At 71.8% G+C, this 14140-nt stretch carries 1 protein-coding gene; it reads left to right on the top strand.

All coding sequences use genetic code 11. The annotated features are described in order from the left end of the window. A partial coding sequence (locus ACFXI3_RS40835; RefSeq protein WP_378407039.1) for an amino acid adenylation domain-containing protein occupies positions 1-14134 on the top strand: 14134 nt, incomplete at its 5' end. Positions 14135-14140 lie beyond the last annotated feature (6 nt).

The following is a 14140-nucleotide window of genomic DNA, read 5'->3' as shown; positions in this document are numbered from 1 at the left end:
CGTGAAGGGCTCCTTGAGGGAATCTGATTCCCTCAAGGAGCCCTTCACGGACCTCAGCCCGGACAACCTGGCCTACGTCGAGTACACGTCCGGGTCCACTGGTGTCCCGAAGGGCGTGGCCGTGCGGCACGCGGACGTCACCGCACTCGCGACCGACCCGCGGTTCGCAGGCCACGAGCGGGTCCTCCTGCATTCCCCGCTCGCCTTCGATGCCTCCACCTACGAGCTGTGGGTGCCGCTGCTCAACGGCGGCACGGTGGCCGTCGCGCCGCCGGGCGATCTGGATGCCGAGGTGATCCAACGGTTGGAGATCACCGCGCTCTGGCTGACCGCGGGCCTCTTCCGGCTCTTCGCCGAGGAGACGCCGGAATGCTTCGCCGGAGTGCGCGAGGTGTGGACCGGCGGCGACGTCGTCCCGCCGGCCGCCGCGCAACGGGTCCTGGACAGCTGCCCCGGGATCGCCGTCGTGGACGGCTACGGCCCGACCGAGACCACCACCTTCGCTACCTCGTTCCGGATCACGGACGAGGTCCCCGACGTCATCCCGATCGGCACGCCGCTGCGGGACGTCCGGGTCCACGTGGTCGACGACCGGTTCCGCCTGCTGCCGCGCGGCGCGGCCGGCGAGGTCTGCGTCGCCGGGGCCGGGCTCGCGCGCGGCTACTTCGACCAGCCGGGCCTGACCGCGGACCGGTTCGTCGCCGACCCGTTCGGCAACCCCGGGGACCGGATGTACCGGACCGGCGACCTCGGCCGGTGGCGCACCGACGGGACCCTCGAATTCCTCGGCCGCGTGGACGACCAGGTCAAGATCCGCGGCTTCCGCGTCGAACCGGCCGAGATCGAACGCGCGCTGGCCGCCGAGGACGAGGTGGCACAGGCGTTCGTGACCACACGGACCACCGGCGGACGCAAGCAGCTGGTCGGCTACGTGGTCCCGGCAACCGTGGACACCGAGGCGCTCCGCCGCGCCGTCGCCCGGACGCTGCCGGACTACCTGGTGCCGTCGGTGCTCGTCCCGCTGACCGAACTGCCGCTGACCGCCAACGGCAAGGTCGACCGCCGCGCGCTGCCGGAGCCGCAGACCTCCAGCGAGCGGACGGTCGCCCCGCGCACCGAACGGGAGGCGGTGCTCGCCGGGATCTGGGCCGACGTGCTCGGCCTCGACCGCGTCGGCGTGGACGACAACTTCTTCGCCCTCGGCGGCGATTCCATCCTGAGCATCCAGGTGAGCGCCCGGGCCCGGCAGGCGGGATTCAGCGTGACCACCGCCGACCTGTTCCGCCACCAGACCATCGCCGCGCTCGCCCCGACGGTCGGCGAGGCCGCGGCGATCCCGCAGCGCGGCCCGGAGAGCGGCGACGTCGTCCTCACCCCGATCCAGCACTGGTACTTCGGGCTGGCCACGGACCGCTTCGACCAGACGATCGCCGTCGAACTCCCCGCCGATGTCGACCTGACCGCGCTGATCTCCGCGCTGGCCGCGTTGTCCGAGCGGCACGACGCGCTGCGGATGCGGTTCAGCCACGACCGCGACGCTTGGCATCAGCACAACACCGCGGCCGGCGAGGGGCACACACTGCTGCGGTGGTCGCTGTCCGGCGAGCCGCGGACGCTGCACCTGGCCGCGCACCACCTCGTGGTCGACGGCGTGTCGTGGCGGTTGCTGCTCGAAGACCTCGACCACGCCTACCAGCAGGCCGTGCGCGGCGAACAGATCGACCTCGGACCCCGGACGACTTCCTTCCGCGAGTGGGCGAAAAAGCTGGCCGAACACGCGGAGGCGGGCGGCTTCGACGACGAACTCGCGCACTGGTGGGAGCTGCCCACGCCGACGCCGCTGCCGGTCGACGGCACGGCGGAGAACACCTTCGGCCAAGCCCGCGTCGTCACGGCCCGGCTCACCGCGGACGAGACGCACGCGGTGCTGCGCGAGGTCCCGAAGGCGTACCGGACACAGGTCAACGACGTGCTGCTGGCCGCGCTGGGCCGGGTGCTGGGGGACTGGACCGGGAACCCGCCGGTCGTCGACCTCGAAGGGCACGGCCGCGAGGAGCTGTTCGACGGCGTCGACCTGTCGCGGACGGTCGGCTGGTTCACCAGCATGTTCCCGGTCGCGCTGGACGTTCCGGACGGCTGGGGCGCGGCGCTGAAAGCGGTCAAGGAGCAGCTGCGCGCGGTCCCGCGACGGGGGATCGGCTACGGCGCGCTGCGGTATCTGGCCGGTTCGGCGCCGGTGATCGAACCGCAGGTGAGCTTCAACTATCTCGGCCAGTTCGACCTGCCCGGCGACCTTTACCCGGCCCTGCACCGAGAACTCGCGCTGGACGTCGCGCCGGACACCGTCCGCCCGCACCTGCTGGAGGTGGTCGGCCGGGTCGAGGGCGGCGAGCTGGAACTGGCCTGGCATTACGCCGAGGGCGTCCACGACAAGTCCACTGTGGACCGGCTGGCCGCGGCGACGGCCGAAGCGCTGCGCGAGATCGTCCGGCATTGCGCGGAGCCGGGAGCGGGCGGCCGGACGCCGTCGGACTTTCCGCTGGCCGCGCTCGGCCAGTCCACAGTAGACGATCTGGTCGGCGACGGCCGCGACGTCGAGGACATCTACCCGCTGACGCCGATGCAGGCCGGGATGGTGTTCCACGACCTGGCGCAACCCGATGACCGCGTCTACTTCGAACAGGTTTCGTTCACTGTGGACGATGTCCTGGATCCGCGGCGGCTCGGCGAGGCCTGGCGGCGGGTTGTCGAGCGGACTCCGATCCTGCGCAGCCGCGTCGTGTGGGAGGACGTGCCGCAGCCGCTGCAGATCGTGCACCGCCAGGTCGACCTTCCGGTGTCCTATCTGGACTGGTCCACTGTGGACTCAGAAGAAGCGCTGGAACAGCTGCTGGAGCAAGACCTCGCCGAAGGATTCGACCTCGCCAAGGCCCCGCTCGCACGGCTGGTCATCGCACGGGAATCCGCCACGAAGGTGCGCGTGCTCTGGACCTTCCATCACGTCCTTCTCGACGGCTGGAGCGTCTTCGGCATCCTCTCCGACGTCGTCGCCCTGCTGCGCGGCGAAGAACCGCCCGCCCGGCCGCCGTTCCGCGACTACGCCGCCTGGCTCGCCGCCCAAGACGAGGAGCGAGCCGAGGAACACTGGCGAACCGAACTCGCCGGAGCGACGCCGACTCCGCTGCCCCTCGAACGTCCCGCGGTCCGCACGCACACGTCGAGTTCGACCGGCCGGATTCCGGTGGAGCTGGACGACGAGACGTCAACAGCCGTCTACGCCTTCGCACGGCGGCACCGGCTCACGGTCAACACCGTCGTCCAGGGTGCCTGGGCCGCGCTGCTGGCGCGCTACAGCGGCGAAACCGAGGTGTGCTTCGGCGCGACGGTGTCCGGCCGTCCGGCGGAACTGCCCGGCGCGGACGACATTCCCGGCATCTTCATCAACACCCTTCCGGTGCGCGTCCGGCTCGACGGGACGCGCGGAGTCGCGGACTGGCTGCGCGATCTTCAAGCGGCACAAGCGGAATCCCGCCGGTTCGGGCACGTCGGCCTGACCAAGCTGCAGGCGTGGAGCGGCGGCGGAAGCCTGTTCGACAGCATCGTCGTCTTCGAGAACTACCCGATCGACGAGGTGTCGCAGCTGCGCGACGTCCGCGCGGCCGAGCGGACCAGCTACCCGCTGGGCGTCGTCGCCTACCCCGGACGCCGGCTGTCGATGATCCTCACGCACGACCCCGAGAGGATCGGCGGCACCGCGGCGGCAAGGCTCGCGGAACACCTCGAAGCGCTGGTCCGGGGCATGATCGCGGCCCCGCACGAGCCGGTTTCCCGAGTGCCGATGCTGTCCGAGACCGAGGTCCAGCAGCTGCTCGCCGAGCGGAACGAGACCGCCCGTCCGCTCCCGGCCAAGGCGGTGCCCGAGCTGTTCGAGGCCCAGGTCCGCCGCACTCCGGACGCCGTCGCGCTGGTGACGGACGACGAGCAGATCACCTACCGCGAACTCGACGTCCGCGCGAACCGGCTGGCCCATCGGCTCCTCGCGGCAGGCGTGCGGGCGGAGGACCGGGTCGCCGTGCTGATGAACCGCTCGCCGGAACTCGTCGTCGCGGAACTCGCGATCGTCAAAGCCGGCGGCGCTTACCTGCCGCTGGACCTGCGCGCCCCGGCCGAGCGGCTGCGGCTGCTCCTCGACGAGGCCGACGTGACGGTGTTGATCGCCGACGCGGCCTGGCTGGCCACCGCCGAGGAGGTCCACACCGGCACCATCATCACCGGCGAAAGCAGCACCCCGGACACGCCGCCTGCCGTCCGCGTCGATCCCGAACAGCTCGCCTACGTCATCTACACCTCCGGTTCCACCGGCCGTCCGAAAGGCGTCTCAGCACGGCATTGCGACGTCGTGGCACTCACTATCGACCAGCGGTTCGCCCGGCACGACCGGATTCTGCTGCACTCGCAACAGGCTTTCGACGCCGCGACCTACGAGCTGTGGGTCCCGCTGCTGAACGGCGGCACCGTCGTGCTGGCCCCGCCGGGAGACGTCGACGTCGAGACGCTCGGCCGCTCGCTCACCACGCACGGCGTGACCGGCGCGTTCCTCACCACCGGGCTGTTCCGGCTGGTCGCGCAGGAATCGCCGGAGGTCTTCGCGGGCGTGCGGGAGGTCTGGACCGGCGGCGACGCCGTCCCCGCGGCAGCGCTGCGCCGCGTCCAGGCCGCCTGCCCGGACACCCTGGTCGCCGACGTCTACGGCCCGACCGAGACCACCACGTTCGCGACCGTGCACCCGCTGCCCGGCGAGGTGCCGGACGTCGTCCCGATCGGCGGACCGCTCGACCACACCCGCGTGTACGTCCTCGACGACGACCTCCGGCTCGCCCCGCCCGGCGCGCCTGGCGAGCTCCACATCGCCGGCGCGGGCCTGGCGCGCGGTTACCTCGGCCGGTCCGGGCTGACCGCCGAGCGGTTCGTCGCGGATCCGTTCGGGCCGCCGGGGGAGCGGATGTACCGCACCGGCGACCTGGTGCGCTGGAACGACGACGGTGCGCTGGAATTCGTCGGCCGGGCCGACGAGCAGGTCAAGATCCGCGGGTTCCGCGTCGAGCCGAGCGAGATCGAGGCGGCGCTCGGCGAGCACCCCGGCGTCGAACAGGCTGCCGTGCTGGCCCGCGAGGACGGCAGCGTGAAGCGTCTGGTCGCCTATGTCGTCGGTGAAACCGGTGGCCTGGCGGAATTCCTCGGACAGACGTTGCCGGACTACATGGTGCCCGCCGCATTCGTCCGGCTGGAGCGGTTCCCGGTGAACGTCAACGGGAAGCTCGACCGGCAGGCGTTGCCGACGCCCGAGTTCGGCGCGCGGGACCACGTCGCGCCGCGGACCGAGCGCGAACGCGCGATCGCGGAGATCTGGGCTGACGTGCTCAGTGTCGAACGCGTCGGTGCGACGGACGACTTCTTCGAGCTGGGCGGCGATTCGATCCTCAGCATGCAGGTGGTCTCGCGCGCTCGCCGAGCCGGACTGGAACTGCAGCCCGGCGACCTGTTCGCGCACCGCACCCCGGCCGCGCTCGCCACGGCGGCCCGCACCGCGACGGCGGCGATCGAACGCGGCCCGGTCCACGGTCCGGTGCCGCTGACCCCGATCCAGCGCTGGTTCTTCGCGACGCAAACGGCTGAGCCGGACCACTTCCACCAGTACGTCCGGCTGGGCACCGTCGATCCGGACGCGGCGCGCGCGGCCGTGGAGGCGCTGCTGACGCACCACGACGCGCTCCGGATGCGCTTCGCCCGCGGCGAAACCCACTGGCTGCAGGAGAACGGCCCGGTCGGCGCCGAGACACCGCTGGTCAGCTTCGACCAGGATCGGCTGTCCGTGCACCATCTCGTGGTCGACGGCGTCTCGTGGCGCGTGCTCATCGAGGACTTCGAGCGCGCGTACAACCAGGTGCTGGAGGGCAAACCGATCGATCTCGGCCCCCGCACGACGTCCTTCCGAGACTGGGCGATCCGGCTCGCCGAGCACGCCGCCGCGGGCGGATTCGACGACGAACTCGGCTACTGGCGAGGCGTGTCCGGCCGGACCACGGTGCCGGTCGACGGCCGAGGCGACGCGACCAACGCTTCGATGCGTTCGGTGACCGCCCGGCTGTCCGCGGCGGAGACCGGAGCGCTGCTGCGGGACGTCCCGAAGGCCTATCGCACGCAGGTCAACGACGTGCTGCTGACCGCACTCGGCCGCGTCCTGCGCGACTGGACCGGCGGGACGCCCGTGGTCGACCTGGAAGGCCACGGCCGCGAGGAACTGTTCGGCGACGTCGACCTGTCCCGGACAGTCGGCTGGTTCACGACGGTCTTCCCGGTGGCGCTGGACGTCCCGGACGACTGGGGCACGGCGCTCAAGTCCGTCAAGGAACAGCTGCGCGCGGTGCCGCGTCGCGGGATCGGTTACGGTGCGCTGCGGTACCTGACCGGTGCCGCGCCGGAGATCGACCCGCAGGTGAGTTTCAACTACCTCGGCCAGTTCGGCTCCGGCCGGCTGGAGTCCGACGAGAGTCCGCGCTCGGCTCGCGCGCACCTGCTGGACGTCGTCGGCCGCGTCGAGGCCGGCGAGCTGGAATTGACCTGGTACTACGCCGAAGGCGTCCACGAGCGGTCCACTATGGACACCCTCGCCGCCGCGATGACCACCGCGCTGCGCGAGATCATCCGGCACTGCGCGGAGCCGGGAGCGGGCGGCCGGACGCCGTCGGACTTCCCGCTGGCAGCGCTCAACCAGTCCACTGTGGACGAGCTGGTCGGCGACGGCCGCGAGGTCGAGGACGTCTACCCGCTGACGCCGATGCAGTCCGGGATGGTGTTCCACGCGCTGTCCCAGCCCGGCGAGCGCGTCTACTTCCAGCAGGTCGGGTTCGTGCTCGACGGCGTCCGGAACGAAACTGACGTGGCCGCGCTGGAACGGGCGTGGCAGCAGGTGGTCGACCGGACGCCGGTGCTGCGGACGCGGATCGCGTGGGAGGGCGTGCCCGAGCCGGTCCAGGTCGTGCAGCGGCAGGTCCCGATCCCGATCGCCCGGCACGACTGGCGCGATCGGACTTCGGACGAGCGCGACCGGGCGTGGCGTGAACTCCTCGCCGCCGATCGGGCCGAGGGGCTCGACTTCACCGAAATGCCGTTGCTGCGGCTGGCTTTCGCCCGATTGTCGGACACCGAAGTCCGCGTGCTGTGGACGTTCCATCACGTCCTGCTCGACGGCTGGAGCGTCTTCGGCGTGCTGTCCGACGTCTTCGCCGCGTACTCCCGCGCTGAGCTTCCCGAACGACCGCCGTTCCGCGACTACGTGGCCTGGCTGGACCGGCAGGACGACGCGGCGGCCGAGGAGCACTGGCGGCGCGAACTCGGCAGTCTCGTGGCCCCGGCCCGGCTGCCCTACGACCGCGCGCCCGCGCAGGCGCACACCTCCCGGTCGTCGGAATGGCTGCGCGTGCCAGTCGAAAACTCCGCCCGGCTAAGGGACTTCGCTCGCGGCGCCGGTCTCACGCTCAATACCGTTCTGCAGGGCGCGTGGGCGCTGGTGCTGGCCCGGCTCAGCGGCGAGCGCGACGTCTGCTTCGGGACCACGGTTTCCGGACGCCCGGTCGACCTGCCCGGCGCGGACGACATCACCGGCATCTTCATCAACACCCTGCCCGTGCGGGTCACCGTGGCCGGGGCCGACGTGACCGAGTGGCTGGCTCAGTTGCAGGCCGCTCAGGTCGAATCCCGCCGCTACGGTCACCTTCCGCTGACGAAGCTGCAGGCGTGGAGCGGTTGCGGTGGCAGCCTTTTCGACAGCATCGTGGTGTTCGAGAACTACCCGATCGACAATGCGGCAACGCGCGGACTGGAGCTGCGCGACGTTGACGCCGCCGAGACGACGAACTATCCGATCAGCGTCGTTGCGTCACCGGGGGAGCAGCTGACCCTGGACGTCGGCTACGACCCTGATCTTTTCGACGCGGAGACCGCCGAGCGGATCACCCGGCAGCTCACCTCTGTCCTCGAGGCCTTCGGCACGCATCAGTCGCTGGAGGACATCGACCTGCTCACGACGGCCGAGCGGCAGCAGGTGCTCCGCGACTGGAACGACACCAGCCAGCCGCTTCCGGACGACGACCTGATCGAACTGTTCGCCGAGCAGGTCCGGCTGGCACCGGATGCGGTCGCGGTGGCGGGCGACGGGATCCGCCTGACCTACGCGGAGCTGGACCGGCGATCCGACCGGCTCGCCCGCTACCTGGTGTCGCTCGGCGCTCAGCCGGAAACGCTCGTCGGCGTGCTGATGGACCGTTCGCCGGGGCTGATCATCGCCGAACTCGCGATCGTCAAGGCCGGTTCCGCGTACCTGCCGCTGGACACCCGCGCCCCCGAGCCCCGGCTCAAGACCCTCCTGTCCGGCGTCAAGATCCTGGTCGCTGACGACGCGTGGCGCGAGACCGCGAGCAAGGTCCACAGTGGACCCGTCGTGGTGCCCGGCGACCAGACCGCGGCCGTGCAGCTCCCGAAGGCAGACCCGGCCAACCTGGCGTACGTCATGTACACCTCGGGTTCGACCGGGAAGCCGAAGGGTGTCGCACCCAGCCGCCGCGACATCGTGGCGCTCGCGGCGGACCGGCGTTTCGCGGCGCACCACCGGATCCTGCTGCACGCGTCCCAGGCCTTCGACGCCTCGACGTACGAGCTGTGGGTGCCGCTGCTGGGCGGCGGCACGGTCGTCGTCGCCCCTCCCGGAGACCTCGACCTCGAGACCATCGGCCGCCTGTTCGCCGAGCACCGGGTCAACGCCGCGTTCCTCACCACCGGGCTGTTCCGGCTCGCGGCGCGCGAAGCACCCGAGATCTTCCGCGGCCTGCAAGAGGTCTGGACCGGCGGCGACGCCGTCCCGTCGGCCGCCGTGCGACGGGTGCGGGAAGCCTGCCCGGACACCACCGTCGTGGACGTCTACGGCCCGACCGAGACGACGACCTTCGCGCTGTCGCACCCGGTGCTCGGCCCGGTGCCTGACGTCGTGCCGATCGGGAAGCCGCTGGACAACACGCGGGCCTACGTTCTCGGCCCGGACCTGCGGCCGGTGCCGCCGGGCGCGCTGGGCGAACTGCACCTCGCCGGCGCGGGCCTGGCACGCGGGTACCACGGCGCTCCCGGCTTGACCGCCGAGCGGTTCCTGCCCGACCCGTTCGGGCCGCCGGGGGAGCGGATGTACCGCACCGGCGACCTGGTCCGCTGGACCGCTAACGGAGAGCTGGACTTCGCCGGGCGCGTGGACGAGCAGGTCAAGATCCGCGGATTCCGGATCGAACCCGGCGAGGTCGAGGCCGCGCTGGCCGCGCATCCCGGGATCTCCCAGGCCGCCGTGCTGGCCCGGGAGGACCACGGCGTCAAGCGGCTCGTCGCCTACTACACCGGCGACGCGGACGAGCTGCCCGCGTTCCTCGGGCAGACCCTGCCGGACTACATGGTCCCGGCCGCGTTCGTCCGGCTCGACCGATTGCCGTTGACCGGCAACGGAAAACTCGACCGGAACGCGCTCCCCGCCCCGGACTTCGCCGCGAGCGGCACCCGGACGGCCCCGGCGACGGAAGCCGAACGGGTCCTCGCCGGGATCTGGTCCGAGGTGCTCGGCGTCGAGGACGTCGAGGACATCGGGGCCGAGACGAACTTCTTCGAACTCGGCGGCGATTCGATCCTCAGCATCCAGGTCGTCTCCCGGGCCCGCCGGGCCGGGCTGATCCTGTTGCCGCACGAGGTGTTCCGGCATCCGACGCTGGCCGCCTTGGCCGCGCACGCGGGCGGCGACCACGGGCCGAAAGCCGAGCAGGGCCCGGTTGTCGGGGAAGCGCCGCTCACGCCGATCCAGCGGTGGTACTTCGAGACCCAGCCGGAGCGGTTCGACCAGCGGGTGGTGCTGGAGTTCGCCGAGGACGTCGACGAGCCGGCGTTGCGGCGGGCCTTGAAGACAGTCTGGGCGCACCACGACGCCCTGCGCCTGCGGTTCGATCAAACTCAGCACAGCGACCCCGCCGGACCGGTGGAACTGCTCGTCGGCGAGCCCGCGTTCGATGTGCGGCGCGGTCCGCTGCTGAACGCGGTCCTCGACGGGCGACGGCTCCTGCTGGCCGCGCACCACCTGGTCATCGACGGCGTCTCGTGGCGGATTCTCTTGGAGGACTTGGAAACCGCCTACCGCGGCGATGCCCTCGAACCGAAGACGACGTCGTTCCTCGCCTGGTCCCGGCGGCTCGCCGACCACGCCGAGGCAGGCGGTTTCGACGACGAACTCGCCCACTGGCAGTCCCTCCCGCCGGTGGCCGCGGGCGACCCGGGCGTCATCGCCGACACCCGCGAGGTCACCGTCCGCCTCACCGCCGAGGAAACCCGCGCGCTGCTGCAGGACGTCCCCGAGGTCTACCGGACGCAGGTCAACGATGTGCTGCTGGCCGCATTGGGCCGCGTCCTGCGGGACTGGACCGGCGAAGTCCCGGTGATCGACCTCGAAGGCCACGGCCGCGAGGAGCTGTTCGAGGGGATCGATCTGTCCCGGACGGTCGGCTGGTTCACCAGCATGTTCCCGGTCGCGCTGGACGTCCCGGACGACTGGGGTCCCGCGCTCAAGGCGGTCAAGGAACAGCTGCGCGCGATCCCTCGGCGGGGCATCGGTTACGGCGCACTGCGTTACTTGACCGGCGCAGCGCCGGCGATCGACCCGCAGGTGAGTTTCAACTACCTCGGCCAGTTCAGCAGCGCAGAAGGCGGGCTGTTCCGCGTCGGCAGCCTGGACGCCGACGTCGACCCGGACGCGCCTCGGACGCACGTGCTCGACGTCGTCGGCCGAGTCGAAGCGGGCGTGCTGGAACTGACCTGGTCCCACGCCACCGTCGGCGACACCGTCGAATCCCTGGCCGAGCAGATGCTGACGGCGTTGCGGGAGATCATCGCGCACTGCGCCGAGCCCGAAGCAGGCGGACGCACCCCGTCCGACTTCCCGCTGGCCGCGCTCGACCAGCCGACTGTGGACCGGCTGGTCGAGGGCCGGAACGTCGAGGACATCTACCCGCTGACGCCGATGCAGGGCGGGATGGTCTTCCACGGCCTGTCGCAGACCGCGCAGGGCATGTACTTCGAGCAGGCGACCTTCGTGCTCGAAGGCGTCACCGACCCGCAGCGGCTCGGCGCGGCGTGGCAGCAGGTCGTCGACCGGACTCCGGTGCTGCGCACGTCGTTCGTCTGGACCGGCGTGGACGATCCGGTCCAGGTCGTGCACCGCGAGGCCGAGCTGTCGGTCCAGCACCTCGACTGGACCGACCTCGACGGGCACGAGACCGAGCTGGCAAGGCTGCTCGCCGAAGACCGGGCGCAAGGCCTGGACCTGGCCGTCGCGCCGCTGGCCCGCGTCGCTCTCGCCCGGCTGTCGGACACGGAAGTCCTGGTGCTGTGGACGTTCCACCACGTCCTGCTCGACGGCTGGAGCGTCTTCCAGATCCTCTCGGACGTCTGCACCGCTTACGCCGGGCAGCCGCTGCCGTCCCGGCCGCCGTTCCGCGACTACCTCGCCTGGCTGGGCGAGCACGACCAGACCGCCGCCGAACAGTTCTGGCGCACCGCGCTCGCCGGGATCGAAGGCCCGACGCGGCTGCCGAGCGACCGGACCCCGCCGTCCGGCCACGCCCCGTGCTCGGCCGAGTGGCTGCCCGTCCGCCTGGACCGGGCCGCCACCGCCCGGCTGGACGCGTTCGTCAAACGCCACGGCCTCACCCACAACGTCGTGCTGCAGGGAGCGTGGGCGTTGCTGCTATCGGTCTACAGTGGACAGAACGACGTCGTGTTCGGTGCGACAGCTTCCGGTCGCCCGGCCGAAGTGCCCGGAGTGGACGACATTCCCGGCATCTTCATCAACACCCTGCCAGTCCGGGTCGCCGTGGACCGAGGCGTTCCCGTCGCGGAGTGGCTCTCCGAACTGCAAGCGGCCCAAGCCGAAGCGCGCGGACACGGACACGTGCCGCTCGCGCGGGTCCAGGGCTGGGCAGGTCTGCTGGGCGGCGTGAACCTGTGCGAAAGCCTGGTGGTGTTCGAGAACTACCCGATCACCGACGCCGCGGCCGGACACGGCCTGACCGTGCGCGACCTGTCCGCCCGGGAGACGACGAATTTCCCGGTCACCGTGGTGGCTTCGCCGGGCGCGGAGCTGTCGGTGGACGTCGGCTACGACCCAGCGCTGTTCGACCCCGCGACGGTGACGGATCTGGCCGCCCGGCTGCTGGAAATCCTCAGCGGCCTGACCGCCGACGGCGACCGCACGCTCGGCGAAGTCCCGGTCATCACCGCGGCGGAGATCCAGCTCCTCGCGGAACGGGCCGACACCTGCGGCGAACCGGAACCCCGGTCGCTGCCGGACTTGTTCGCCGACCAGGTCCGCGTCCGGCCGAACGCCCTCGCCGCCGTGCTCGGCGGCGAACCGGTCACCTACGCCGAGCTGAACCGGCGGGCCAACCGGCTCGCGAACCGGCTCGCCGGGCTCGGGCTGCGGCCGGAGGAACCGGTCGGGCTCGCCGTGGACCACGCGGCCGCGGTGGTCGCCGAACTGGCGGTGGTCAAGGCGGGCGGCGCGTATCTGCCGATCGACGCGCGGGCGCCGATAGAGCGCCAGCGGGTGCTGCTCGACGGCGTCCGGTTCATCGTTGCGGCGGAAGAACATCCGCTCGCCCAGACGGTTCTGCTGTCCTCTGTGGACGACGAGCCGGACAGTGATCCGGACCTCGCCGTCGACCCGGATCAGGCGGCCTGCGTGATGTTCACGTCCGGCTCCTCCGGGGTGCCGAAGGGCGTGGTGGTGCGCCACCGCGACGTCGCCGCGCTGGCCGCCGACCGCCGGTTCCGCTGCGGGGCGCACGAACGGGTCCTGCTGCACTCGCCGCTCGCGTTCGACGCCGCGACCTACGAGCTGTGGGTGCCGCTGCTCACCGGCGGCTGGGTCGTCACCAGCCCGGACGCGGGCCTCGACGCCCCGCTGCTGCGCGGCCTCGTCCGCGAGCACGGCCTGACCGCGGTGTGGGTCACCGCCGGGCTGTTCCGGATCCTGGCCCAGGAGACGCCGGAGTGCTTCACCGGCCTGCGCGAGGTCTGGACCGGCGGCGACGTCGTCCCGGCCGAGGCGGTGCGGCGGGTGCTGGCGGCGTGTCCGGGGCTGCGGATCGTCGACGGCTACGGCCCGACCGAGACGACGGTGTTCGCCACCGCCTATCCGATGGACGCGCCGCCGCCGGACCGGATCCCGATCGGCCGCCCGCTGGACGGCACCCGCGCCCGGGTGCTCGACGCGGACCTGCGCCCGGTGCCGCCCGGCGTGCCCGGCGAGCTGTGCCTGGCCGGCGCGGGCCTCGCCCGGGGCTACCGCGACCGGCCGGGGCTGACCGCGGACCGGTTCGTCGCCGACCCGGACGGCCCGCCGGGGGAGCGGATGTACCGCACCGGCGACCTCGTCCGCTGGCGGCCCGACGGCACGCTGGAATTTCTCGGCCGCCGCGACGACCAGGTCAAACTGCGCGGGTTCCGGGTCGAACCGGGCGAGGTCGAGGCCGTGCTGGCGAAGCATCCGGACGTCGCGCAGGCCGCGGTGCTCGTCCGCGAGGACCAGCCCGGCGCGAAGCAATTGGTCGCCTATGTCGTCGGGGCGGCCGGAGAAAACGTGCTCAGGGAGTTCCTGGCCCGGTCCCTGCCGGACTACCTGGTGCCGTCGGTGTTCGTCGCGCTCGACCGGCTTCCGGTGAGCGCCAACGGAAAACTCGACCGACGCGCACTGCCCGCACCGCGGGCGGCGGAGACCGGACACGTCGAACCGAGGACGGAGACCGAGCGCGCGCTCGCCGGGATCTGGGCCGAGGTGCTCGGCGCGGACCGGGTCGGCACGCAGGACAGTTTCTTCGCCCTCGGCGGCGATTCGCTGCGCAGCCTGCACATCTCCGCCAAAGCGAGCGCGCTCTTCGACGTCCGGCTCACCCCGGCCGACGTGCTGGCCGCGCGCACCGTCGCGGCGCTGGCCGAAACCGTCGAAGACCTCGTGCTCAGCGAGCTGGAACGCCTTGCCGCAGAACTGGAATCGTGAGGACTC

The sequence above is a fragment of the Amycolatopsis sp. NPDC059235 genome, assembly GCF_042754125.1.
GTDB lineage: Bacteria > Actinomycetota > Actinomycetes > Mycobacteriales > Pseudonocardiaceae > Amycolatopsis > Amycolatopsis albidoflava.
The sequence above is the reverse complement of the archived record's forward strand: the minus strand, read 5'-3'. Positions and strand labels throughout refer to the sequence as shown.